This window comes from Rhodococcus sp. MALMAid1271 (assembly GCF_049195265.1).
Lineage (GTDB): Bacteria > Actinomycetota > Actinomycetes > Mycobacteriales > Mycobacteriaceae > Rhodococcoides.
Genome location: NZ_JBMIRQ010000097.1, coordinates 116,183 through 140,032, shown reverse-complemented (window position 1 = coordinate 140,032; position 23,850 = coordinate 116,183). Strand labels below are relative to the sequence as shown.

The 23,850-nt window shown below is 65.3% G+C and carries 20 protein-coding genes; 14 read left to right on the top strand and 6 right to left on the bottom strand.

Annotation, left to right across the window (positions count from 1 at the left end):
- Position 1 precedes the first annotated feature (1 nt).
- The 7 genes from cobO to ACOQFP_RS15220 all read left to right on the top strand — a co-directional run bounded on the left by cobO (position 2) and on the right by ACOQFP_RS15220 (position 8,600).
- A complete protein-coding gene (gene cobO, locus ACOQFP_RS15250) occupies positions 2 to 622 on the top strand; it encodes a cob(I)yrinic acid a,c-diamide adenosyltransferase (RefSeq protein WP_421584792.1) in 621 nt (206 codons plus the stop codon).
- Positions 616 to 2,010 carry a cobyrinate a,c-diamide synthase gene (locus tag ACOQFP_RS15245; RefSeq protein ID WP_341243907.1) on the top strand — a complete coding sequence of 465 codons (1,395 nt, stop codon included), beginning with the start codon at positions 616 to 618 and terminating at the stop codon, positions 2,008 to 2,010. The genes cobO and ACOQFP_RS15245 overlap by 7 nt, the downstream gene beginning before the upstream one ends.
- 12 nt (positions 2,011 to 2,022) lie before the next feature.
- Positions 2,023 to 2,442, top strand: a complete 420-nt coding sequence (locus tag ACOQFP_RS15240) for a cobalamin biosynthesis protein (RefSeq protein WP_421584791.1) — start codon at positions 2,023 to 2,025, stop codon at positions 2,440 to 2,442.
- Positions 2,439 to 4,106, top strand: a complete 1,668-nt coding sequence (locus ACOQFP_RS15235) for an alkaline phosphatase D family protein (protein WP_421584790.1) — start codon at positions 2,439 to 2,441, stop codon at positions 4,104 to 4,106. Before ACOQFP_RS15240 ends, ACOQFP_RS15235 begins: the two co-directional genes overlap by 4 nt.
- Before the next feature lie 69 nt (positions 4,107 to 4,175).
- Positions 4,176 to 5,858 carry an ATP-binding cassette domain-containing protein gene (locus ACOQFP_RS15230; protein ID WP_421584789.1) on the top strand — a complete coding sequence of 561 codons (1,683 nt, stop codon included), beginning with the start codon at positions 4,176 to 4,178 and terminating at the stop codon, positions 5,856 to 5,858.
- 11 nt (positions 5,859 to 5,869) lie between these two features.
- Positions 5,870 to 7,105, top strand: a complete 1,236-nt coding sequence (cobA, locus tag ACOQFP_RS15225) for a uroporphyrinogen-III C-methyltransferase (RefSeq protein ID WP_421584788.1) — start codon at positions 5,870 to 5,872, stop codon at positions 7,103 to 7,105.
- A gap of 64 nt (positions 7,106 to 7,169) precedes the next feature.
- Positions 7,170 to 8,600, top strand: a complete 1,431-nt coding sequence (locus ACOQFP_RS15220; RefSeq protein WP_206490653.1) for an MFS transporter — start codon at positions 7,170 to 7,172, stop codon at positions 8,598 to 8,600.
- On the opposite strand, the gene mgtE is transcribed toward ACOQFP_RS15220, so the two are convergent.
- Genes mgtE through yaaA form a run of 3 tightly spaced genes read right to left on the bottom strand, consistent with a single transcriptional unit; the run spans position 8,601 to position 11,941 of the window.
- Complete coding sequence (gene mgtE / locus ACOQFP_RS15215; RefSeq protein ID WP_421584787.1) at positions 8,601 to 9,947, bottom strand: magnesium transporter; 1,347 nt, start codon at positions 9,945 to 9,947, stop codon at positions 8,601 to 8,603.
- A 42-nt stretch (positions 9,948 to 9,989) separates the two neighbouring features.
- Positions 9,990 to 11,201, bottom strand: a complete 1,212-nt coding sequence (locus ACOQFP_RS15210; RefSeq protein WP_206490468.1) for a DUF2786 domain-containing protein — start codon at positions 11,199 to 11,201, stop codon at positions 9,990 to 9,992.
- Positions 11,198 to 11,941: a peroxide stress protein YaaA gene (gene yaaA / locus ACOQFP_RS15205; protein WP_341244000.1), complete on the bottom strand. Its 744-nt coding sequence runs from the start codon at positions 11,939 to 11,941 to the stop codon at positions 11,198 to 11,200. Before yaaA ends, ACOQFP_RS15210 begins: the two co-directional genes overlap by 4 nt.
- Positions 11,942 to 12,010: 69 nt before the next feature.
- On the opposite strand from yaaA, the gene ACOQFP_RS15200 reads away from it, so the two are divergent.
- Positions 12,011 to 13,762 carry a proline--tRNA ligase gene (locus tag ACOQFP_RS15200; RefSeq protein WP_421584786.1) on the top strand — a complete coding sequence of 584 codons (1,752 nt, stop codon included), beginning with the start codon at positions 12,011 to 12,013 and terminating at the stop codon, positions 13,760 to 13,762.
- Positions 13,763 to 13,837: 75 nt separating this feature from the next.
- Positions 13,838 to 15,574: an acyl-CoA dehydrogenase family protein gene (locus tag ACOQFP_RS15195; RefSeq protein ID WP_421584785.1), complete on the top strand. Its 1,737-nt coding sequence runs from the start codon at positions 13,838 to 13,840 to the stop codon at positions 15,572 to 15,574.
- On the opposite strand, the gene ACOQFP_RS15190 is transcribed toward ACOQFP_RS15195, so the two are convergent.
- Entirely contained in the window at positions 15,571 to 16,173 is a 603-nt protein-coding gene (locus ACOQFP_RS15190) for a TetR/AcrR family transcriptional regulator (RefSeq protein WP_421584784.1), read from the bottom strand. The genes ACOQFP_RS15195 and ACOQFP_RS15190 overlap by 4 nt on opposite strands.
- Positions 16,174 to 16,255: 82 nt before the next feature.
- On the opposite strand from ACOQFP_RS15190, the gene ACOQFP_RS15185 reads away from it, so the two are divergent.
- Positions 16,256 to 17,710: an MFS transporter gene (locus tag ACOQFP_RS15185; protein WP_341244003.1), complete on the top strand. Its 1,455-nt coding sequence runs from the start codon at positions 16,256 to 16,258 to the stop codon at positions 17,708 to 17,710.
- Here ACOQFP_RS15185 and ACOQFP_RS15180 read toward each other — a convergent pair.
- Positions 17,673 to 18,113, bottom strand: a complete 441-nt coding sequence (locus ACOQFP_RS15180) for a ferritin-like domain-containing protein (protein ID WP_421584783.1) — start codon at positions 18,111 to 18,113, stop codon at positions 17,673 to 17,675. The genes ACOQFP_RS15185 and ACOQFP_RS15180 overlap by 38 nt on opposite strands.
- Positions 18,110 to 18,625 carry a hypothetical protein gene (locus ACOQFP_RS15175; protein ID WP_421584782.1) on the bottom strand — a complete coding sequence of 172 codons (516 nt, stop codon included), beginning with the start codon at positions 18,623 to 18,625 and terminating at the stop codon, positions 18,110 to 18,112. The genes ACOQFP_RS15180 and ACOQFP_RS15175 overlap by 4 nt, the downstream gene beginning before the upstream one ends.
- A 184-nt stretch (positions 18,626 to 18,809) precedes the next feature.
- Between ACOQFP_RS15175 and rimP the strand changes: the two genes are divergently transcribed.
- The 4 genes from rimP (at position 18,810) to infB (ending at position 23,783) form a co-directional block, all read left to right on the top strand.
- Positions 18,810 to 19,388: a ribosome maturation factor RimP gene (rimP, locus tag ACOQFP_RS15170; RefSeq protein WP_421584781.1), complete on the top strand. Its 579-nt coding sequence runs from the start codon at positions 18,810 to 18,812 to the stop codon at positions 19,386 to 19,388.
- Positions 19,385 to 20,392: a transcription termination factor NusA gene (nusA, locus tag ACOQFP_RS15165; RefSeq protein ID WP_206490484.1), complete on the top strand. Its 1,008-nt coding sequence runs from the start codon at positions 19,385 to 19,387 to the stop codon at positions 20,390 to 20,392. The genes rimP and nusA overlap by 4 nt, the downstream gene beginning before the upstream one ends.
- A 96-nt stretch (positions 20,393 to 20,488) precedes the next feature.
- Positions 20,489 to 20,821 carry a YlxR family protein gene (locus ACOQFP_RS15160; protein ID WP_206490486.1) on the top strand — a complete coding sequence of 111 codons (333 nt, stop codon included), beginning with the start codon at positions 20,489 to 20,491 and terminating at the stop codon, positions 20,819 to 20,821.
- Positions 20,822 to 20,918: 97 nt separating this feature from the next.
- Positions 20,919 to 23,783 carry a translation initiation factor IF-2 gene (gene infB / locus ACOQFP_RS15155; protein WP_421584780.1) on the top strand — a complete coding sequence of 955 codons (2,865 nt, stop codon included), beginning with the start codon at positions 20,919 to 20,921 and terminating at the stop codon, positions 23,781 to 23,783.
- Positions 23,784 to 23,850: the final 67 nt, after the last annotated feature.

Below are 23,850 nucleotides of genomic sequence, written 5' to 3'. Positions count from 1 at the left end.
GATGCCTCAGGGTGTACCGGCTCCGGGAACCGTTCCGCAGGACGGTCTCACGACCCGACAGCGACGCAACCAACCCGTTCTCGCCGTCCATACCGGCCCGGGTAAAGGAAAATCGACCGCAGCGTTCGGGATGGCGTTGCGGGCCTGGAATCAGGGCTTCGACGTCGGGGTGTTCCAGTTCGTCAAGAGTGCGAAGTGGAAGGTCGGCGAGGAAGCGGCGTTTCGGGCTCTCGGGGAACTTCACCGGAGCTCGGGTGTCGGCGGAGCGGTCGAGTGGCACAAGATGGGCGAGGGGTGGTCGTGGACCCGCAAGAAAGGGAGCGAGGTCGATCACGCCGCGGCCGCGGCCGAGGGCTGGCGCGAGATCGTCCGTCGGATCGAACAACAGACATACCGGTTCTACGTACTGGACGAATTCACCTACCCGCTCGAGTGGGGCTGGGTCGATGTCGCAGAGGTGGTCGAGGTTCTGCGCAATCGTCAGGGTGATCAACACGTCGTCGTCACCGGACGCTATGCGCCCCGCGAGCTGATCGAGGCCGCGGACCTGGTGACCGAGATGACGAAGATCAAGCACCCGATGGATGCGGGCCGAAAGGGACAGCGAGGCATCGAATGGTGAGCCCGACGTGTCCGGCCGTGGTGATCGCGGCTCCCGCGTCGGGTAGCGGTAAGACGACCGTGGCCACCGGTTTGATGGGAGCGCTGCGGGCCGCAGGCCGAAAGGTTGCACCGTTCAAGGTGGGCCCGGACTACATCGACCCCGGCTATCACGGCCTCGCAGCCGGGCTGCCAGGCCGCAATCTCGATGCGGTGATGGTCGGTGCCGATCGCATCGGCCCACTGTTTCGGCACGGCAGCCGGGGTTGCGATATCGCCGTCGTCGAGGGCGTCATGGGACTGTTCGACGGCAAGATCGACATGACCGGCCCAGGGGAGGCATCCGCAGAAGGATCGACCGCGCGGGTGGCCGCCATGCTCGGCGCTCCGGTGGTTCTCGTCGTCGATGCGCGCGGCCACAGCCAGTCTCTCGCGGCTGTGCTGCATGGGTTTTCGACCTTCGATTCCAGCGTCCGCATCGGCGGTGTGATCCTCAACCGGGTCGGCAGCACGCGTCACGAGGATGTGTTGCGTCAAGCGTGCGAGCGGGTGGGTGTGCCGGTGCTCGGCGCGTTGCCGAGAATGAGCGAACTGGTGGTGCCGTCCCGGCATCTGGGGTTGATCACCGCCATCGAACACGGGGGAGCGGCCACCGATGCTGTCGAAGCGATGAGCGCACTCGTTTCGCAGTTCGTCGACCTGGAGGCAGTGAGCGCCCTGGCCAGGTCGTCGGTGACATCGGCCCAGTGGAATCCCGAGGACGAGGTCGAAAGATCCGAGGGCGCACCGGTCGTGGCAGTGGCGGGTGGCCCCGCGTTCACCTTCGGCTACACCGAGCACGTCGAACTGCTTCGCGCCGCCGGGGCCGACGTCGCCGTTTTCGACCCGTTGCGTGACGGATTGCCCACCGGCACGGCAGCAGTAGTGCTGCCCGGCGGATTCCCCGAGGAACACGCCGGAGCGCTGGCCGAGAATCGAGTGTTGCTGTCCGACATAGGATCTGCCGCGGCCCGCGGATTACCCGTTCATGCCGAATGCGCTGGGTTGCTCTACCTGGCCAGGCGATTGGACGGTCACGCCATGGCCGGTGTCATCGATGTCGACGCGCGATTCGGAAACACCCTCACCCTCGGGTACCGCGATGCCGTGGCCCTCGAATCCTCGACCCTGTTCGATGCAGGAACTCGCGTCACCGGCCATGAGTTCCATCGGACCGCGCTCGTCGACGTTCGCGAGGGGGCCTCGGCAGCCTGGGGTTGGCACACACAACGCCCGGACGGCAGAACCGCAGTGCGCGAAGGCTTCGTCCGCGGCGGAGTGCACGCGTCGTACCTGCACACCCACGCCGCAGGCAATCCTCACGCCATCAGTCGATTCGTCTGCGCCGCAGTCGACTACGCGCGGGCGTAGAGCCGGTCGACCATGCGCGTGGTAGTCGGAATCGGAGCGCGGAAGGGAGTAGATGCAACCGAGGTGATACGCGTCGTCTCGACTGTGCTGCAGCAGAACTGGCAGGTCGACACGATCGCCTCGATCGACGGAAAAGCCGAACTGGTGTCGGCGGTGGCGTCGAACATGGGGGTGCGAGGGGTGACGTACTCGGGGTCCGAACTCGCGCAGGTCACGACGACGAGTTCCTCGCCGCGCGTTCTCGACGCCGTCGGCTCTGCCAGCGTCGCCGAGGCCGCGGTGCGCCTGGCCGGTGCGGCAGGACCGTTGCTGGTGCCGAGAACCGTCCAGGGTGCGGTGGTCGTCGCGGTGGGCGCGGTGAGCGAGGTGGCCGGTAATTTCGTGCCGAAGGCTGGTAAACGTCGACCGACCCGGGCACTGTGGATCGAATGAACCCCGACAGCGCTGTTGTGCTCGGCCCGATCGCCCGGTACGTCGGCACCGACACGGCGACCCTGTGGTTCGAGATGGCCGAAGCATCGACCGTCACGGTCGTCACCGACACCGGCGTTCGGGCGCAGGAACGCACGTGGGGCCTGTACGGCCATCATTTCGCGCTGGTCGCACTGGAAGGGCTGCCCGCCGATTCCACCGTGCACTACGAGGTGTTCGTGGACGAGCGCACGGTGTGGCCGCCTCAGGGCCGCCGAGCCGCCATCCATACCGTCGACGTCCACGGGCCTGTCACGTTGGCATTCGGATCGTGCCGACGAGGCGACAACTACAGCAAACAATCTCTCGATCAGATCGGGGCCGACGCCCTGGCCGGACTCGGGAATGCGCTGATCGAGCAGGATCCCGGTCAGTGGCCGCAGGCGTTGCTGCTGCTCGGTGACCAGGTCTACGCCGACGATCCATCGCCGGAGATCCTCGAGCGGCTGCAGGAGCGCCGACGGTCGGGGCAAGGGCCGACGAGTGCGATCGGCACCGATGCGGACAACGAGATCTGCGATTTCGAGGAGTACTCCTGGCTGTACCGGGAGTCGTGGGGGCTCGAGCCGGTCAGAACATTGATGGCGAGCATCCCGTCGTGCATGATCCTCGACGATCACGACCTACGCGACGACTGGAATTCCTCGGCCTCCTGGCGTCGGGACATCGAGACCCGGCCGTGGTGGAACGACCGCGTCGTCGGCGCGTACTCCTCGTACTGGGTGTATCAGCACCTGGGTAATCTGTCGCCGAACGAACTGGCGCAGGACCAGATGTACTCCGCGGTACGATCGGCCGCCTGCGATGCCGAGCGAGAGAAGTTGTTGGCGGACTTCGCCTTACGCGTGGACCGGAAGCCCGAGGCCGGACGGTGGAGCTTCTGTCGCGATTTCGGTGATACCCGGTTGATCATGATCGACTCACGCTGCTCGCGAAATCTCGATCCGAACAACCGAGAGATGGTCGATGCGAAGGAATGGGCCTGGGTACGTGAGCGAGCCATGGAGAGGACTCCGCGGCATCTGCTGTTCGGTTCCTCGTTGCCCTACCTGATGCTGCCTGCCCTGCATCACCTCGAACAGTGGAACGAGGCTGTGGCGCAGGGGAGTTGGGGCCGGTTGCCGGCCAAGGTGGCGGAGAAGATGCGCATCGGTCTCGATCTCGAACACTGGGCGGCTTTCACCAACTCGTTCCACGACATGGCAGCTCTGACCCGTGAGCTCTCCCGCGGGGAGAACACACCCGCCTCCATCCTGTGGCTCTCGGGAGACGTGCACTGCTCCTATGTCGCGAATGCGGACTTCGGGGTGGGCGGCCGCGCGGTACCGGCGACCTATCAGCTCACCATGTCGCCGTTCCGCAATCCGTTGGATCTGCCGATTCGCGCGGTCAACAAGCTGGCCATCAAGCGCCCTGCGGCCAGGGTCCTGTCGCAGCTGGCGCGCGCTGCGCACGTGGGGCCATCCGGTGTCGAGTGGGAGGCGGAGGCGGGGCCGTGGTTCGACAACGGCGTGATGTTGCTGACCCTGCACGGCGACTCGGCTCGGTTGCAGGTGCGCCATGCCAATGTCGACGATGCAGGCAAGCAGGTTCTCACGGAGACCGCGACCCTGGCCCTCGCCTAGAGACGGCTCGCCCTCGGCGGCCGAGAAACGATTGGCCATCGCGGGGCCGATGAGGTTGGCTGGTTCGTTGTGGCCCACCTCGAACTGAACGACATCGTCTACTTCCTGCCCGATGGACGGCAGTTGCTCAACGGCGTCGGATTTCGGGTGGGCGACGGTGCCAAGGCTGCGCTGATCGGCCCCAACGGAACCGGCAAGACGACGCTGACCCGGATCATCGCGGGCGACGAAACCGCGGATGAGGGCTCTGTGTCGAGCTCGGGCTCGCTCGGGGTGATGCGGCAGTTCGTCGGTCAGTTGCGCGACGATTCGACCGTCCGCGACCTGCTGCTGTCGGTGGCCCCGCCCGCAGTTCGAACGGCTGCCGCTGCGCTCGATGCAGCCGAGAACGCGATGATCGAGGTCGACGACGAGAAGACCCAGATGAACTACGCGCAGGCTCTGGCGGATTGGGGTGATGTCGGCGGCTACGACCTCGAGCCGTTCTGGGACAAGGTCACCACGGCAGCACTCGGAATGCCGTTCGATCGAGCGAAGTGGCGCAGTGCGTCGACTCTCAGTGGCGGTGAGCAGAAGCGCCTCGTACTCGAAGCGTTGTTCGCCGGCTCGGACACTCTGTTGCTTCTCGACGAGCCGGACAACTATCTCGACGTGCCGGGCAAGCGCTGGCTCGAAGCGACCATTCGCGATTCCGACAAGTCCGTCCTGTTCATCAGCCACGACCGGGAGCTCATTGCCAACGCCGCCAACCGGATCGTGACGCTGGAGCCGGGCGTCAGCGGTGCTACCTCGTGGGTGCACGGCGGCGGGTTCGGGACGTATCACGCCGCGCGCGAGGACCGGAATGCTCGGCTCGACGAACTGCGTCGGCGGTGGGACGAGGAACTGGTCAAACTCAGGGCATTGGTCCTGCGTCTGCGGGAGAAGGCCAAGTTCAACGACGGGGTTGCCGCTCGATATCACGCGTCTCAGACCCGGTTGGCCAAGTTCGAGGAGGCCGGACCGCCGGAAGCGGTGCCGTTGAAGCAGCACGTCACCGTTCGTCTACGCGGCGGCCGAACTGCCAAGCGTGCGTTGGTCTGTACGGCACTGGAACTGACCGGACTGATGAAGCCCTTCGACACCGAGATCTGGTACGGAGACCGCGTCGCCGTGCTGGGCTCCAACGGTTCGGGCAAATCGCACTTTCTGCGGCTGCTCGCCAACGGTGGTACCGATCCGGAGAAGGAACACCAGCCGGTGCAGGAGCTCGCGTTGGATCCGGTACCGCACACCGGCACGGCGGTCCTCGGGGCCCGGGTGCGGCCTGGACTGTTCGCGCAGACGCATACCCGCCCGGACCTGGCGGGCAACACGTTGCTCGACATCTTGCACATGGGCAACGAGCATCGGGACGGGATGGGACGGGAGGCCGCGGGGCGGGCACTGGACCGATACGGTCTGGCCCGCGCTGCCGAGCAGTCCTACGACAATCTCTCCGGCGGCCAGCAGGCCCGGGTACAGATCCTGCTGCTCGAACTCTCCGGTGCCACACTGCTGCTGCTCGACGAGCCCACCGACAACCTCGACCTCATGTCGGCCGATGCGCTCGAGGACGCGATCGCGGCGTTCGACGGCACCGTCATCGCGGTGACACACGACCGCTGGTTCGCCCGCAGCTTCGACCGATTCCTGGTGTTCGGCAGCACCGGTCAGGCCTACGAATCCGCCGAGCCAGTATGGGACGAGAAGAGGGTGCAGCGCGCGCGGTAGCGTTTCCTCTCGTGAACGCGACTGATTCTCCCTATCTGGTCGGCCTGAATCTGGACGGGCGACGCGTCGTCGTGGTCGGGGGTGGCACCGTCGCGCAGCGTCGATTGCCGCTGCTCATCTCCTCCGGTGCCGTGGTGCACGTCATCACTCGTGAGGCAACACCCGCCGTCGAGGCAATGGCGACGGCGGGCCAGGTGACGCTCGAATTGCGCGAGTATCGCGAGGGCGACCTCGCCGGGGCCTGGTACGCCATTGCCTGCACCGACGAGGCCGAGACCAACGTCGCGATCGTCGCAGAGGCCACTGCGGCCAAGATCTTCTGCGTCCGCGCAGACATCGCCAAGGACGGGACGGCAGTGACGCCCGCCTCGGCCGAGTGGGACGGCCTGACCCTCGGTGTGCTCGCAGGCGGGGAGCACCGGCGGTCCGCTGCTGTGCGCAATGCGGTGATCGAGGCCTTGCAGTCCGGTGTGGTTGCCGATTCGGCGCATGCCCCGATGACCGGTGTCGCGCTGGTAGGTGGTGGCCCCGGTGATCCCGATCTGATCACCGTCCGCGGACGAAGGCTGCTCGCTTACGCCGATGTCGTGGTGGCCGACCGCCTCGCTCCGCCCGAGCTGCTCGCCGAGCTGGGGCCGCACGTCGAGGTGATCGACGCCTCCAAGATTCCGTATGGCCGCGCGATGGCGCAGGAAGCGATCAACCAGGCGTTGATCGACGGTGCGCGAGCCGGGAAGTTCGTCGTGCGGCTCAAAGGCGGCGATCCCTACGTGTTCGGACGTGGATACGAGGAGCTCGAGGCGCTCGCGGCCGAGGGAATTCCGGTGACCGTGGTACCCGGCATCACCAGTGCGATCTCGGTGCCGTCATCGGCCGGAATCCCGGTGACGCATCGAGGCGTCACCCACGAGTTCGTCGTCGTCAGCGGCCATGTGGCCCCTGATCACCCCGATTCGCTCGTCGATTGGGCAGCTCTGGCCAAGCTCGAGGGCACCATCGTGCTGCTCATGGCCGTCGAGCGGATAGGGCTGTTTGCCGACGTACTGGTTGCAGGCGGCCGGGCGGCCGACACTCCGGTCATCGTCGTACAGGAGGGCACGATGCGTACCCAGCGCGAGGTTCGGGCGGATCTGAGCACTGTCGCCGAGGCCGTCCGTGAAGCAGGGATCAGGCCTCCTGCAATCGTTGTTATCGGAACTGTTGCCGGTTTCTCTGTCAACGCCGGTACCGTGAACTCTCGTGCCTGAAACACCGATACCCGACAACTCCGTCACCGAGATCAAATACCCGGTGACCACCCGCGCGTTCGGGATGGCCATCATCGTCCTGAGCGGCCTGCAATTGATGGTGGTGCTCGACGGCACCGTCGCCAACTTGGCGCTGGCACCGCTCCAGGCCGATCTCGGGCTGTCGGACGCGGGCCGCAACTGGGTGCTGACCTCGTACGCACTGGCCTTCGGCGGGCTGATGCTGCTGGGCGGCAGGCTCGGCGATGCCTTCGGACGCAAGAAGATGTTCCTGGCCGGCGTGGTGCTGTTCACCGTCGCGTCGTTGCTCTGCGGCCTCGCGGTCAACGAAGCCACCCTGGTCGCGGCGCGAGCGTTGCAGGGTGTCGGTGCCGCGGTGGCCTCGCCCACGGCATTCGCGTTGGTGGCGACGACCTTCGCACCGGGACCGGTGCGCAACCAGGCCATTGCGATCTATGCGGCCATGACCGGTGTCGGATCCATCGCCGGTCTGATCATCGGTGGAGCGCTCACCGAGGTGTCCTGGCGCTGGATCTTCCTGATCAACGTGCCCATCGGTGTGGTCATCGTGGTGCTCGCGGTCGTGTCGCTTCAGGAGACGGTCGGCGCGAAATTGGCGCTGGACGTGCCCGGCGCGATCCTGGCGACGCTCGGTTGTACCGGCGTCGTGCTGGCGCTGAGCGAGGGCACCGAACTGGGCTGGACCAATCCGATCGTGATCGTCTCGCTGGTGGCAGGGCTGCTCTTCCTCGGACTGTTCCTGATGGTCGAGCGGCGGGCCGACAATCCGCTGCTGCCGTTCTCGTTGTTCGGCAGCAGCGACCGCGTTGCCACGTTCGTGGCGATCTTCTTCGCCGGTGGCGTGATGTTCTGCCTGGCGGCGTACGTGGCCCTGTTCGTCCAGGACATCCTGGGCTACAGCCCGCTGCACGCGGGTCTGGCGTTCGTTCCGTTCGCCTTCGGTCTCGGTGCCGCGGCGTTCCTCGCCTCGCAACTGGTCACCCGGATCGCCCCGCGATGGCTGATTCTCAGCGGTGCGGTCATCATGATCGGCTGGTTGATGGTCTCGGTGACGACGATGAACGCGGATTCGGCATACTTCCCCGGGTTGTTCTTCCCCGTCATCGGCATCGGGTTCGGAGTGGGTCTGACGGTGGTTCCACTGCCGCTGTGCGCCATCGCCGGGGTCAGCCCCACCGAGATCGGTCCGCTGACCGCGATCGCGCTGGTTGCGCAAACACTCGGTGGTCCGCTGGCTCTGGCCGTGATCGGGGCGTTGGTCACCTCACGAACCCTATCCCTCGGGGGCACGTCGGGACCGGCGAATCTGATGAACGACCTGCAACTCGACGCCCTGAGCTCGGGCTACATGTTCGCGTTGTTCTGCTGCGCGGTCTGTGCCGTGATCGCGGGAGCCGCGGCGCTGTTCATCCGCTTCACCCCGCAGCAGGTAGCTCAAGCCCAGGCCGCTCAGGAAGACGCCCAGAAGAGCTGATCACACGCCGAGAACTGCCTTGGCGATGAGGAAGTAGACGATCAATCCGCTTGCATCGCAGAAGGTCGAGATGAACGGCGTCGAGAACACCGCGGGATCGACACCGATCTTCTTGGCAACCAGCGGCATGGCACCGCCGACCGTCGCCGCAAGGGTGCAGATGGACAGCAATGTGGTTCCGATCACGACGCCGAGGTGCCAGTCGTAGACGAGTCCGGCGATGACGAAGCCCAAGGTGCCTAGCATGGCACCCATCGTCGCTCCGACCCGAACCTCGCGAAACAGCACCGCGGCGATGTCTCGCGGTCGTACGTCGCCCAGCGCCAGAGCGCGGGTGACGGTGGTCGCGGCCTGCGAACCGGTGTTGCCTCCGGTCCCGGTGAGCAGCGGGATGAACAGGGCGAGAGTCACGACGGCGGCGAGTGCGTGCTCGAAGATCTCGAGTACCTGCACCGTGAGAATCGCAGACAGGGCCAGCACGAGCAGCCACACCACCCGCGAGCGAACGATGGACAGCACCGGCGTGGACAGATAGGGCCGCCGTAGCGGTTCCGAACCGCCCGCGCGAGCGGCGTCCTCGTCCTCGGCTTCCTCCAGAATGCGTGCGGACTGCTCGAGGGTGAGAATCCCGACGAGCCTTCTCTCGGAATCGACGACCACGACAGCGGGGCTGCGGTGCTCGAAGCATTGCCGGGCCGCGACCTCGGCGGACGAGTCCGCCTTCACCACAAGATGAACCGAATACAGATCGCCCACGGCTGTCGTCGACGCCGCGGTTGCCAGATCGGCGAGGGTGACCACACCGAGCAGCCTCCGCTGCTCGTCGGTGATCGGCAGAACATAGACCGATTCGGCATCCGAGCCGGTTCGGCGCACGGCATCGAGCGCCTCGGCCACCGTCGTATCGCTGTGCAGGCGCACGTATTCGGGGCTCATTCGCCGTCCGACGCTTCCCCGGTCGTATCCCAACATCGGTGCCGTGAGCGCTCGTTGCGTGGGGGAGAGTCCACGCATCATTCGATGCGCGACATTCGAGGGCAGTTCGTCGAGCAGTTCGACGCGGTCGTCCGGGTCGAGGTTCTCGAACAGTGCGATCACGTCGTCGCTGCGCAGGCTCTCGAACAGCTCACTGCGCACCGTGGCGTCGAACCGCTCGAACACCGATACCGCCTCGTCCTTGGGCAACAGGCGATAGAGCACCGCACGCTGAGCTGAGTCGACCCGCTCGAGTATCCGCACGGCATCCGTGGTCGACACCTCTGCCATCAACGTCGACAGGGCGGCCATATCGCGCTCGGCGAGCAATTCGGAGGTTCGCGTCATGATGTCGTCGAGAGTTTCGGGCACAGAACCATTTTGCCTTGGTGCTCGGGTCGGGCGAACGACGCGTCAGCGGGTGAGATCGGCTCGATCGGCCGCGGCATGACCGGAATCCCAACCCTCGGCGTCGAGGCGGGGTCCGCGCATCGGCTTGGCCGTCGGAAACAGCCGATCGAATTCCGCTTCGACGGCGACGGTCCGGGCCGCCAGCATCGGCAACAGATCCTCGGATTCGTGACCGACCTCGGCGAGAGTGTGCGCGTCGGCGTCGGACAGGCGGTCTCCGATACGAACGGCGTAGGCGTACAGGAACGCCTTGCCGAAGGCAGCCGAACCTGCTTTCTTGCGCTTCTTCGCTTCGGGGGAATGGCCGAGCGCCCGTGTTGCCTGCACCAACAGTGAGGTGAACAACAATTCGGTCTGCTCGACATCGACGGGCGATCCCACCAGAGTCGCCACAGCGAACTCGGGATCCCAGATGGCCTTGACGCGGTTGGCGGTTCCCACGACGTGGAGCAGTTGAGCCTTTGCAGGCGCATGCGGGCCGTCGACGTGCACGCGTCGACTGTGAATATCGATGTTGCCGCGGGAGAGCAGCATGGTGTCGATGGAGTAGCGGGTCATCAACTCCTGCGCCTTCGCCGTCAACGTCTCGGCTTCTTCCTCGAAATCCGTGGCATCGGCTTTGGCCAACAATCCGCGAATCTTGCTCAGCATCTTGGTGTTCGGTGCGTCGGAACCGGCCACACCGACCACCGTCGGGCGAGCCCGCGGCCACTGGGAGGGCTTCGGACCGAGCTGAGGCCAACGGGGAAGGGTCTGCCAGCGACCGAGCAGGGTCAGCACATCGAGCCATTGATCGCTCGCGGCGATGTAGTCGGACTTGCCGGACGCTGCGAGGTAGGCGGTCAGGAAATCCGGTGTGGCCTCCACCCGAGCCGCGACTTTCGGGAACTGTTCGCAGATCGAGGACAGCTGGTCCACCCAGTCCTGAGGTGCTCGTGAGTCGGCGTCGGTGAGATCGGCCTGATGCAGTAGGACCGCTGCGGCCAGTGCGGCCACCGCGACGGTGTGCTGACGGCGCACGACGTGCACCAGATCCATTGGCTGCCAACCGTTTTCGTACAGAACCTCGATCATGTTCGTCAGTGTCAGAGAGCCGAGTGCGGTCGCGTCCAGCGACACCAATCGATCGGCGACGTCGTCGGCGATGCGATGGCTCTTGGTCTTTCCGGACGACGCGTCGGCACCCTTGCGGAGCAGACCGGGAATATCGGTCATTCGGTGAGCACGATCACTTCGGTGTTCGAGGCCACTTCCACTCGCAAGCCTGCCTTCGAGGCCACGCGCGCAACAGCTTTGGCATCCTTGGGCTCGGCGGTGGTCAGGGTCAGCGCGCGAGCCAACAGTCCTTTGTGGTGCTTGTTGAAGTGGCTCACCACCGATCGACTACCGTCCGGTTTCTCGGTGAGCACCGTTGCGGTGATCGCGCCGGGGATCGGCCCGAGCTGTTGGTAGGTGCCCGAGCGTAGGTCGACGACAACCCCCTCGGCCTCGCTCAGGATGGCATCGGAGAGTTCAGGCTTCCAGTGCGATCGCAGTGTTCCGAAATCAGGGATCGACGAGCCCCCCGACAGCCGATAGGACGGAATCGGGTCGGAGGCGCGGACGGCCCCGAACAGCGCCGACCCGATCCACAATCTCGCGTGTGCCCTGGCGCGACCGGCACGGGTGAACGAACGCGCGTCCAGCGCGTCGTAGAGCACGCCGGTGTAGCGCGCCAGCGCGGGCGCGGTGGGTGAGGTCCACAGTCGAGCATTGCGTTCTATCTCGTCGATCTGGGTCCGGCCGAGCCCGAGCGCGGTGACCGATGCGTCGATGTCGGCGGAGAGCTCGACCAGCGCGTCGGCGAGTGTGCGGCGAAGGGGGAGCAGAGAGGGCAACGACAACCGGTTGAGATCGAGGGGTGCTCCGGAACCGCCGTCGGACTTCGTCTCGGAGGGAGGAAGCAGAATCAGCACGGGCTAGAGGCTACTCACTTCGCGGCCACCTGCTCACAGGCGCTGTACGAGCGACTAGTCTGACAACCCGTGATCACCCGCCTTTCGCAGTTGTTCCTCCGCACCCTTCGCGACGATCCGGCCGAGGCCGAGGTCGACAGCCACAAGCTGCTGGTTCGCGCCGGATACGTTCGACGTATCGCGCCCGGTGTCTACTCATGGCTACCGCTGGGGCTACGGGTGCTTCGGCAGGTCGAACGTGTCGTGCGTGAGGAGATGAATGCCATCGGCGCGCAGGAGATCTCCCTGCCCGCTCTGCTGCCGCGCGAACCGTACGAGACCACCAATCGATGGTCCGAATACGGTGACGCACTGTTCCGGCTGCAGGACCGCAAGGGCAACGACATGTTGCTCGGACCCACTCACGAAGAGCTGTTCGCGCTGACGGTCAAGGCCGAGTACAACTCGTACAAGGATCTGCCGGTCACGCTGTATCAGATCCAGACCAAGTACCGCGATGAAGAGCGACCCCGCGCAGGCATTCTGCGCGGACGCGAATTCGTGATGAAGGACTCGTACTCCTTCGATATGGACGAGGACGGCCTGAAGAAGTCCTACGCCGCTCACCGTGAGGCGTACCAGCGCATCTTCGCCAGGCTCGGCGTCAAGTACGTCATCGTCGCTGCGACATCCGGTGCCATGGGAGGTAGTGCATCCGAGGAATTCCTGGCCGAGAGCGATATCGGTGAGGACACCTACGTTCGCTGCCTCGAGTCCGGTTATGCGGCCAACGTCGAGGCCGTCACCACCCCGGCGCCTGCGCCGCTGCCCATCGAGGGTCAGCCCGCAGCACTCGACTACGAGACCGGTGACACGCCCACGATTGCGACCTTGGTCGAATGGGCCAACGGCGCTGATCTGGGTCGTACCGTCACCGGGGCCGACACACTCAAGAACATTCTGCTCAAGGTCCGCAACGCCGAGGGCGAGTGGGAGCTGCTGGCGATCGGCCTGCCCGGTGACCGAGAGGTGGACGAGAAGCGCCTCGAAGCCGCGCTGGAGCCCGCCGAGTTCGCGCTGCTGACCGATGCTGATTTCGAGGCCAATCCGTTCTTGGTCAAGGGCTACATCGGGCCTCGTGCACTGCAGGCCAACGGAGTTCGGTATCTCGTCGATCCGCGGGTGGTCGACGGGACCACCTGGATCACCGGTGCGGACGTCAAGGGCAAGCACGTGGTGAACCTCGTCGCCGGACGTGACTTCGTACCCGACGGCACGATCGAAGCGGCCGAGGTGCGCGATGGCGACATCTCTCCCGATGGTCGTGGCCCCCTGGTCAGTGCCCGCGGGATCGAGATCGGGCACATCTTCCAGCTCGGTTACAAGTACACCGATGCGTTCTCGGTCGATGTTCTGGGTGAGACCGGCAAGCCGGTCCGTCTGGTGCAGGGTTCCTACGGGGTGGGCGTCTCACGGCTGGTCGCGGTGATCGCCGAGCAGATGCACGACGACAAGGGCCTGCGCTGGCCGTCGGAGGTTTCGCCCGCCGATGTCCATCTGGTGATCGCGAACAAGGACGATGCCGCCCGTGCAGGTGCGGAGTCCATTGCAACACAACTCGATACGCAGGGAATCGAGGTTCTGTTCGACGACCGCAAGGCGTCACCGGGAGTGAAGTTCAAGGACTCGGAACTGATCGGGGTCCCGCTCGTGGTCGTCCTCGGACGCGGCTGGGCCGACGGCAAGGTCGAGATCCGCGATCGCTTCTCCGGAGAGAGTCGTGAACTGGACATCGATACGGCAGTCGAGGAGATCGTGAAGGCCGTCCGGCACACCGCGTAGGACAGTCTGCCGATCTCTCCGCGCCGTCGTGTACCCGCTGGTAGCTTCGAGTCAACGACTAGGAGAGGTCACACCGTGGGTCAGTATGCGTTGTTCGATCCGGCCACCTTCGATCCCACCGAGCTCGACGACGATTCTCGGAGACAGCTGCGTGCCCTGATCGAATGGTTCGAGAGTCGAGGCAAGGACAGGCTGCTGGCAGACGATCTGGACAGCGTCTGGCCCTCGGATTTTCTCGAATTCGTCGCGGAACAGAAGCTGTTCGCAACGTTTTCCACACCCGCCGCCTACGCGAACGGTCTTCCGAATACGCGCTGGGACGCCGCCCGCAACGCTGCGCTCAGCGAGATTCTCGGGTTCTACGGTTTGGCGTATTGGTACACCTGGCAGGTCACGGTTCTCGGCCTCGGGCCGATCTGGATGAGCGCCAACGACGATGCCAAGCGGCGGGCCGCGGCAGAGCTCGATGGTGGCGCAGTCATGGCGTTCGGATTGTCCGAGCGGACACACGGTGCCGACGTGTATTCCACCGACATGCTGCTGACGCCCACCTCCGAGAATTCCGAGGATTTCGAGGGCCCGGAGTTCACGGCATCGGGGGAGAAGTACTACATCGGGAACGGCAATGTGGCGGGCATGGTGTCGGTGTTCGGTCGGCGGACCGATGTGGAGGGGCCGGACTCGTACGTCTTCTTCGTCGCCGACAGCGCGCATCCTGCGTACCGGCTGCATGAGTCCGTCGTGCACGGACAGATGTACGTGAGCACGTTCTCGCTGGAGAGTTACCCGGTCCGCAGGCAGGACATCCTGCACACCGGAGCCGACGCGTTCTCGGCCGCTCTGAACACGGTCAACGTCGGCAAGTTCAATCTGTGCACCGGCTCGATCGGTATCTGCGAGCATGCGTTCTACGAGGCGATCACGCACGCGCACAACAGAATTCTGTACGGCAACCGGGTCACCGATTTCCCCCATGTGCGTGCCGCATTCGTCGACGGCTACGCACGCCTGATCGCGATGAAGCTGTTCAGCGCGCGAGCGCTGGACTACTTCCGTGCCGCCGGACCGGAGGACAGGCGTTATCTGCTGTTCAATCCGATGACCAAGGCCAAGGTCACGTCGGAGGGCGAAACCGTCGTGGGTCTGCTGCACGACGTGATCGCAGCCAAGGGATACGAGAAGAACACCTACTTCCGTGAAGCCGCCCAGTTGATCGGTACGTTGCCGAAACTCGAGGGCACGGTCCACGTCAACGTCGCGTTGATGCTCAAATTCATGCCTGCGTACATGTTCTCGCCCACCGACTACCCCGATATCGTCTCCTCGTCCGAGCCGGTAGACGACAGCTTCTTCTTTGCCCAAGGTCCGGCCCGCGGCGCGAGCGCGGTGCGATTCCACGACTGGAATCCGCTGTATCGGAAACATTCCGGCATACCGAACGTCGAGCGTTTTTACGAGCAGGCACTGGCGTTCGGATCGTTTCTTTCCGAGTGTGCGCCGGACGAAGCGCAACAGAAGGACCTCGACTTCCTACTCGTCGTGGGTCATCTGTTCTCGCTCGTCGTCTACGGTCATCTCCTGCTCGAGCAGGCCGACGAGATCTCGACCGAGATGATGGACCAGATCTTCGATTTCCAGATCAGGGACTTCTCCGGGTACGCGGTCGCACTGTACGGAAAGCCGTCTTCGACTGCGGCGCAACAGCAGTGGGCGCTCGATGCCATCCGTAAGCCCGTGGTGGACGCCGATCGTTTCGAGGCGGTGTGGAACGAGGTCGTCTCGTACGACGGTCGGTACGAGATGCGCCCCTAGTCGGGGTCTGCCGGAACCAACGTGGTTCCGAATGCGCACATCGTCATCTCGTGCAGTGCGACGCTGTCGTCCGGGTGCTCGGGTGCCTGCATCGACAACAGTACGTTGAGCAGCATTCCGTGCGCGATGAACTCTCTGGCCTGGTCCTGCGAACATCCTGTGCCGCTACGGATCTGAGTGTAGATCGCACCCATACCTTCTCGTGCTCGACGGCCGATCTCGGGTACCGCGCCGGCACCGAAGCCGTGCATCATCACCAGGAGTAGGTCGCGGTCGGCCACCAGATCGGCATAGGCACCGGCGAGCTTCGCCCACGTTTGATCGTCGGTGTGGTCGAGTGGGCCGCCGGCCAGTACGTTGTCGAAAGCCGCCATGATGCCGTCGATGGCGCGTTGGAAGACCAGGCAGAACAACTCGACTTTGGTTCCGAACATGCGGACGACGTACGGCTGCGAGACCCCGGCCTCTTTCGCCACGGCATCCGTGCTGGTTCCGGCGTAGCCCCCGCGGGCGAACGCGCGTGTCGCGGCGGCGAGAACGAGTTCTCGACGGTCGGCTGCGTCCATGCGGGTTGCTCTGGGCGTGGGGGTATCGGACATGTTGACAGGTTATCAGTCGATAACTTACGGTCGAAAATAAGTAATCATTCGATGCTTACAAGCCTGATTCGGGAAGGTCGCCATGACCGCTACAGCCACTCCCCATGCACTGCCACCCAGCTCTCGATCGATTCCCGTGTGGTTGGGAATTGCCGCAGCATCCATACCGATGTTCATGGCCACGCTCGACAACCTGGTGATGACCAGCGCGCTTCCGGTCATTCAGCAGGACCTCAATGCCTCGGTCGGCCAACTGCAGTGGTTCCTCAACGCCTACACGCTGAGCTTCGCCACCTTCATGCTCACGGCCGCAACGCTCGGGGACAGGTGGGGCAGGCGCTCGGTATTTCTCGGCGGTATCGCGATCTTCACCGCTGCCTCTGTCGCCAGCGCTCTCGCTGCGAGCCCGGCAATGCTCATCGCGGCCCGGGCGGTGCAGGGGATGGGTGCCGCCGCCATCATGCCGTTGTCGTTGACCTTGCTCGCCGCAGTGGTGCCAGTGCGCAAGCGTGCCATGGCAATAGGGATCTGGGGCGGGGTCTCCGGGCTCGGCGTGGCATTGGGACCCGTGGTCGGTGGTGCCGCCGTGGACGGAATCTCCTGGCAGGCGATCTTCTGGATCAACGTTCCGGTGGCGCTGGTCGCGATGCCGCTCGCATACATCGCGCTGAAGGAATCGGCGGGTCGTGTCCAGCCACTCGATCTGCTCGGCGTTCTGCTGTCAGGCTCCGGAGTATTCCTCCTGGTCTGGGCTGTCGTTCACGGAAACGACGACGGCTGGGCCTCGGCCACCGTCCTGGCCAGCTTCCTCGGTTCCGCAGTATTGCTCGCGGCATTCCTCGCGCGCGCAGCACGCATTCGATATTCGGTGCTGCCGCTTGCGCTGTTCCGCTCCCGTAGTTTCGCCGTCGCCAACGTCATCGGGATCACGTTTTCGCTCGGCATGTTCGGCGCAGTGTTTCTCCTCGCGCAATACCTACAGATCGTCATGCACTACACCCCCTTCGAGGCAGGTCTACGCACGCTGCCCTGGACTGCAGCGCCGATGGTGGTCGCTCCGATCGCGGGTCTGTTGGCCGAGCGCGTCGGACTGCGCGGCTTGCTGATCAGCGGCTTGTCCCTGCAGTCGGCGTCGCTGGTGTGGATGGCGCTGATCCTGGGTCCCGATACCGGCTACCGGTCGATCGTCCCGGCGCTGCTGATGGCCGGCGTGGGAATGGGACTGACGTTCGCACCGTCCGCGACCGCGGTCTTGCGAGATATGAACGACGACGATCACGCCACGGCGAGCAGTGCCAACTCCACTGTGCGAGAAGTGGGTATCGCACTCGGAATTGCTGTGCTCACCGCCGTGTTCCTCGGAAACGGTGGATCGCTGACGCCCACCGGCTACACCGATGCCTTGGCACCGGCCCTACTCGTCGGTGCCGGAGTAGTCGCGATCGGCATCCTGGCCGCACTGTTCATGCCGGGCCGTACCGCCGCTGTGGCACAGACGGTCACGGTTGACCGGGAAATGCAGTCGACGATGGAGTGACGCCCAGGATCTGCTGCCACGTCGCGAGACGAACCGCGGACTCGGTCAGGGCCTGCACTCCCATCTCGCGAGTGGCACCGGACTGGCTGCGCTCGATCAGTGAACGCCACGCGACGCTCGTGTCGGTCTCGGCCTGCACAGCCAATCGAGCAGCCGAGACGGCATCGGTCACCGGAAACGGAGCTGCGTAGGCCGCAGCGGGCTCCGGTACGGCAACACTCGCAGCCTGAAGCGCGTCGATGGTCGCATCGCGGCGCGCACGGTGCGCGGCGGTGTTCGACGCCACCAGTTCGGCGCGCGAGGAGTTGGAAAATGCGGCGACGACACCGTAGGCGAACACCGCGGCGTACTCGGCGTCGAGGGCGTCCACCAGCCCTTGCTGCTCGGGACCGAGATCGCTCATGCCAGGACCACCGAGGCCGAGACCGAGCACGCAGCGCTGATCGAACCGAGAAGCCCAGCGCGATATCCGCTTTCGTTTCGAGCCGCCTGCGCGGCACTCCGAGCAGAGGCGGTCAGCGTTTCCCGCACCGCGGCGATATCGGGCGGCGGAGGTGCGGCGGCAGTCGTCGTGGTGGACGTGGCGGAGGTCTCGGTCGTCGGGGTGTCGGTAGGTGCACCGGTGGCCCGGGCGATCTCGGTATCGAGAGCATCGGCGTGTTCGGCGCGCTGCGCTGCCACGATCTCGAGTGCTGTTGCATAGTCGGCAATCGCGGTCGACGCGGCAAGGGCGTCTGCGGCATCGCTGCGCGCGGCGCGCGCCTGCGCAGTCAGCGAGTCGAGCGCAGGGCCCGAGATCTCCTCGCGGCCGCAGGCGACCGTAGTGGACATGGTGGCCGCGGACAGGGCGGCGGCACCGGCGAGTCGGAACAACCCGCGGCGGCTGAGCGCGAAGGGGATGGTCGGCGTGGGCACCACGACATCGTGCCAGACCCCTGTGCCCCCGCGGTCTGTGCCCGCGTGCCGCGCCCGCGCGAAAGCGTCGGCTGTGCGTGGTCACGAGCATCGGCCGTGGGGCGGTAGGCTGTAGCTTCGGCTGATGCAGCCGGTCTGCCAGTTCGTCGTACCGCACACAACTACACACGAGGAGTTTTCCGACATGCCTGTTCCGTCGAAGGAGAGGGTTGTCGAACTGCTCGTCGACCTCGTTCGTGAGCGAGGGTACGACCTCGAAGACGTGAACGTCATCGCCGCCGGCAAACACAGCGCGGTGCGGGTGATGGTCGATCGCGAGGAGGGTGTCGATCTCGACGCGCTCCCGGAGCTGAGCCGTGAGATCTCCGATGCGTTCGATGCCGTGACCGATTTCGGTGAAGCTCCGTACACCTTGGAGGTGACCACTCCCGGAATCGACCGGCCGCTGACCGAGGCGCGGCATTGGCGTCGGGCCCGGGGCCGCAAGGTGCGCGTCGAACTCGCCGATGGGGGTGCATTCGAGTGTCGAGTCGGGGTACTCGACGGCGACTCGGTCACCGTGGTGATCAAGCAGAAGGGAGTGCTGTCCACCCGGGCGGTGTCACTCTCTGACATTGTCAAAGCTGTTGTGCAGGTGGAGTTCTCGCGCCCGAGTGCCGAGGAGATGGACCTGGCGGGAGGGGTTGTGGGCAGCCGCCCTTCACCCGCGAACACCGATGAGATCGTGGATGTGGAAGCACCGGAAGAAGGGTCCAACAAGTGAATATCGACATTGCGGCACTGCGTGCGATCGAGGCGGACAAGGGAATTCCGATCGAGATGGTGATCTCCACCATTCAGACCGCGCTGCTCACTGCCTACCGACACACCGAGGGGCATCAGTCGAACGCGTGGATCGACGTCGACCGTAAGACCGGGGCCGTTCGGGTCATGGCCAAGGAATTCGACGCCGACGGCAATCTCGTCTCCGAGTGGGACGACACCCCGGAAGGGTTCGGACGCATCGCGGCCACGACCGCGCGTCAGGTCATTCTGCAGCGCCTGCGTGACGCCGAGCACGAGCGCTCCTTCGGCGAGTACTCCACACACGAGGGTGAGATCGTCAACGGTGTGATCCAGCGCGATACCCGGGCCAACTCGAAGGGCACGGTGATCGTGCGCATCGGCAGTGACGCCAACGGTGCCGACGGTCTGTTGCCCCCCGCCGAGCAGGTTCCGGGTGAGACCTACGAGCACGGAGAACGCATCAAGTGCTACGTCGTCGGGGTCGCCCGGGGAAATCGGGGCCCGCAGATCACTCTCTCTCGCACTCATCCGAATCTGGTGCGCAAACTGTTCGCGCTCGAGGTGCCCGAGATCGCAGACGGTTCGGTGGACATAGTGGCGGTGGCACGGGAGTCAGGGCACCGGTCGAAGATCGCAGTGGTGTCCACGGTGGCTGGTCTGAATGCCAAAGGTGCCTGCATCGGACCGATGGGCCAGCGGGTGCGCAACGTGATGAGCGAACTGGCCGGGGAGAAGATCGACATCATCGACTTCGACGAGGACCCCGCCACGTTCGTCGGGAATGCACTCTCGCCGTCGAAGGTTGTGTCTGTGACGGTTGTCGATGCGGCCGCTCGTGCGGCGCGAGTGGTGGTTCCGGAGTATCAGCTTTCTCTGGCAATCGGTAAGGAAGGGCAGAACGCTCGACTGGCGGCTCGATTGACCGGTTGGCGTATCGATATCCGCAGCGATGCGGCGGCACCCGAGACGACCAGCGCATAGGGCCGGAATGCGGAGTTCGAGGCAAGACAGCGGTAGAGTGGTCTTTGGTTCGGTAACGACCTCTCCGCCCAGAGGCATGAACATGAGTATTCGGCTGTGAAAAGTCGGCCACTTCGTACATGCGTCGGGTGCAGGGAGCGAGTACCTGCCACCGATCTGTTGAGGATCGTGGTTCGAGAAGCTGGTTCGCACGAATTCGCTCTCGTCCCCGATGTCCGGCATTCGATGTCCGGCCGTGGTGCGTGGTTGCACTACAGCCGAGAGTGCCTGCACAATGCGGAGCGACGCCGAGCTTTCGGTCGTGCGTTTCGGATATCGGGAAATGTGGAATCGTCCGCGGTGACAGACGTGCTCGTGGAGCACGAACGGCTGCAGAACGAGAACACGACAAGAGCAACACCCGTCGACAAGAACAGGCAACAGCACTGATGAGCACACCGTGAAGCACCAACGATGAACGTCCATCGGAGATAACCCGAGGTCGTGCGGGCACCAAGCCTCGCTCGGCCTCTCAGTGAGGAGAGCAGTGGCAGGCAAGGCCCGCGTGCACGAGTTGGCAAAAGAACTCGGTGTCACCAGTAAGGAACTACTCGCACGGCTCAAAGAGCAGGGCGAGTTCGTCAAGTCCGCATCATCGACAGTCGAGGCCCCGGTGGCTCGTCGACTGCGCGAATCTTTCCCGTCCGAGAACGCGGACGCGCCGGCAGCACCCAACGGTCGCGCAGCGGCAGATCGCGCGGCCAGCAGCCCTGCGAAGCCAGGCGCTGCAAAACCGGGCGGACCCCGTCCCGGCCCCAAACCGGCACCCCGTCCGGCCGAGCCGGCAGCTCAGGCACCGGCAGCGCCCGCTGCTCCGGCCACGCCGACTCCGGCAGCGCCCGCTGCTCCGGCAACACCGGCAGCGCCTGCAGCTCAGCCCGCGGCCCCGGCAGAACAGGCTCCGGCTGCGGCTGCAGCCAGCGACGCCGCACCGGCTCCTGCAGCTCCCAAGCCCGCAGGTCCCGGCCCGAAGCCCGGCCCCAAGGCCCCGCGTGTCGGCAACAACCCGTACTCCTCGGCTCCCGTCGAGCGACCGGCTCCCCGCCCGGCACCCGGTGCCCCGCGTCCCGGTGGCGGACGCCCCGCTCCAGGACAGGCAGGCCCTCGGCCTGCCGCACCGTCCGGCGGTAGCCGTCCGGCCCCCGGGCAGGGTGGGCCCCGCCCGGCACCAGGACAGGCCGGACCTCGTCCGAGTCCCGGCTCGATGCCGCCTCGTCCCAACCCAGGTGCGATGCCGACCCGTTCGGCGCGCCCCGGCCCGGCAGCAGGACGCCCAGGTCGTCCAGGAGGCGCACCCGGCGGACGTCCGGGCGGCGGCGGCTACCGCGGTGGCGGCGCTCCCGGCGCTCCCGGTGGTGCTCCCGCAGGCGGCGCTCCCGCAGGTGGTTTCCGCGGCCGTCCCGGTGGCGGTGGCCGTCCCGGCCAGCGCGGTGCAGCGGCAGGTGCTTTCGGTCGTCCCGGCGGTGCTGTTCGTCGTGGCCGCAAGTCGAAGCGGGCGAAACGCGCCGAGTACGAGAGTATGCAGGCTCCGGCAGTCGGCGGCGTCAGGCTGCCCCGCGGCAACGGTGAGACCATTCGTCTCGCCCGCGGTGCTTCGCTGTCGGACTTCGCAGACAAGATCGATGCGAACCCGGCCGCTCTGGTGCAGGCTCTGTTCAACCTCGGCGAGATGGTCACAGCGACGCAATCGGTCAACGACGAGACGCTGGAGCTTCTCGGCGGCGAGATGAACTACGTCGTCCAGGTCGTCAGCCCCGAGGACGAGGATCGTGAACTGCTCGACTCGTTCGACCTCACCTACGGCGAGGACGCAGGGGGCGAGGAAGACCTCGAACAGCGTCCTCCCGTGGTCACGGTCATGGGCCACGTCGATCACGGTAAGACGCGACTGCTCGACTCGATTCGTAACACCACGGTGCGCGAAGGCGAGGCGGGCGGAATCACGCAGCACATCGGCGCGTACCAGGTGCTGACCGAGCTCGAGGGCAGCGAACGTCTCGTGACGTTCATCGACACCCCCGGTCACGAGGCCTTCACGGCCATGCGTGCCCGCGGTGCCAAGGCCACCGACCTCGCGATCCTGGTGGTCGCCGCGGACGACGGCGTCATGCCGCAGACGGTGGAAGCGATCAACCACGCCCAGGCGGCAGAGGTGCCGATCGTGGTCGCGGTGAACAAGATCGACAAGGAAGGCGCGAATCCGGACAAGATCCGGCAGCAGCTGACCGAGTACGGTCTGGTCGCCGAGGAATACGGCGGCGAGACGATGTTCGTCGACATCTCCGCCAAGCAGGGCACCAACATCGAGGCTCTGCTCGAAGCGGTGTTGCTGACTGCCGACGCCTCGCTCGATCTTCGTGCCAACCCGGACATGGAGGCTCAGGGTGTCGCCATCGAGGCGCACCTCGACCGCGGTCGTGGTCCGGTTGCGACCGTGCTCATCGCTCGCGGAACGCTCCGTGTCGGCGATTCGATCGTGGCAGGCGACGCATACGGCCGCGTCCGCCGCATGGTCGACGAGCACGGCGAGGACGTCACCGAGGCGCTGCCGTCCAGGCCCGTTCAGGTCATCGGCTTCACGTCGGTGCCCGGAGCAGGCGACAACCTCCTGGTCGTCGACGAGGATCGCATCGCACGTCAGATCGCCGACCGGCGCAACGCCCGCAAGCGCAACGCGCTCGCAGCGAAGAGTCGCAAGCGCATCAGCCTCGACGATCTCGATGCAGCTCTGAAGGAGACTTCTCAGCTCAACCTGATCCTCAAGGGCGACAACTCGGGAACCGTCGAGGCTCTCGAAGAGGCATTGCTCGGCATTGCAATCGGTGACGAAGTCGAACTGCGGGTCATCGACCGCGGTGTCGGTGGCGTGACGGAGACCAACGTCAACCTGGCGTCGGCGTCCAACGCGATCATCATCGGTTTCAACGTTCGAGCCGAGGGCAAGGCAACCGAACTCGCCAACCGCGAGGGCGTCGACATTCGGTACTACTCGGTGATCTACCAGGCCATCGACGAGATCGAGAAGGCCCTCAAGGGCATGCTCAAGCCGATCTACGAAGAGGTCGCACTGGGCCAGGCCGAGATCCGCGCGCTGTTCCGCTCCTCCAAGGTCGGAAACATCGCCGGTTGCCTCGTCACCTCCGGTACGATCCGTCGCAACGCCAAGGCGCGTCTGCTCCGTGACAGTTCGGTCGTTGCCGAGACCGTCACCATCTCCTCGCTTCGCCGCGAGAAGGACGACGTGGTCGAGGTTCGCGAGGGATACGAGTGTGGTTTGACGGTGACGTACTCCGACATCAAGGTGGGCGATGTCATCGAGGCGTACGAACTCCGTGAAAAGCCGCGCGACTAGCTGGTGGACGGAGTCGTCAGGCTCCGTTCCCGGTCGCGTCGGCTCGGTGGTGAAGCCAGGGGAGTGA

Coding starts and splice junctions, on each gene's coding strand:
- ACOQFP_RS15235 (WP_421584790.1), top strand. CDS start 2,439: ATGAACCCCGACAGCGCTGTTGTGCTCGGCCCGATCGCCCGGTACGTC.
- ACOQFP_RS15240 (WP_421584791.1), top strand. CDS start 2,023: ATGCGCGTGGTAGTCGGAATCGGAGCGCGGAAGGGAGTAGATGCAACC.
- cobO (WP_421584792.1), top strand. CDS start 2: ATGCCTCAGGGTGTACCGGCTCCGGGAACCGTTCCGCAGGACGGTCTC.
- ACOQFP_RS15185 (WP_341244003.1), top strand. CDS start 16,256: ATGACCGCTACAGCCACTCCCCATGCACTGCCACCCAGCTCTCGATCG.
- ACOQFP_RS15180 (WP_421584783.1), bottom strand. CDS start 18,113: ATGAGCGATCTCGGTCCCGAGCAGCAAGGGCTGGTGGACGCCCTCGAC.
- ACOQFP_RS15220 (WP_206490653.1), top strand. CDS start 7,170: ATGGCCATCATCGTCCTGAGCGGCCTGCAATTGATGGTGGTGCTCGAC.
- ACOQFP_RS15190 (WP_421584784.1), bottom strand. CDS start 16,173: ATGTCCGATACCCCCACGCCCAGAGCAACCCGCATGGACGCAGCCGAC.
- ACOQFP_RS15245 (WP_341243907.1), top strand. CDS start 616: ATGGTGAGCCCGACGTGTCCGGCCGTGGTGATCGCGGCTCCCGCGTCG.
- rimP (WP_421584781.1), top strand. CDS start 18,810: ATGCCTGTTCCGTCGAAGGAGAGGGTTGTCGAACTGCTCGTCGACCTC.
- ACOQFP_RS15210 (WP_206490468.1), bottom strand. CDS start 11,201: ATGACCGATATTCCCGGTCTGCTCCGCAAGGGTGCCGACGCGTCGTCC.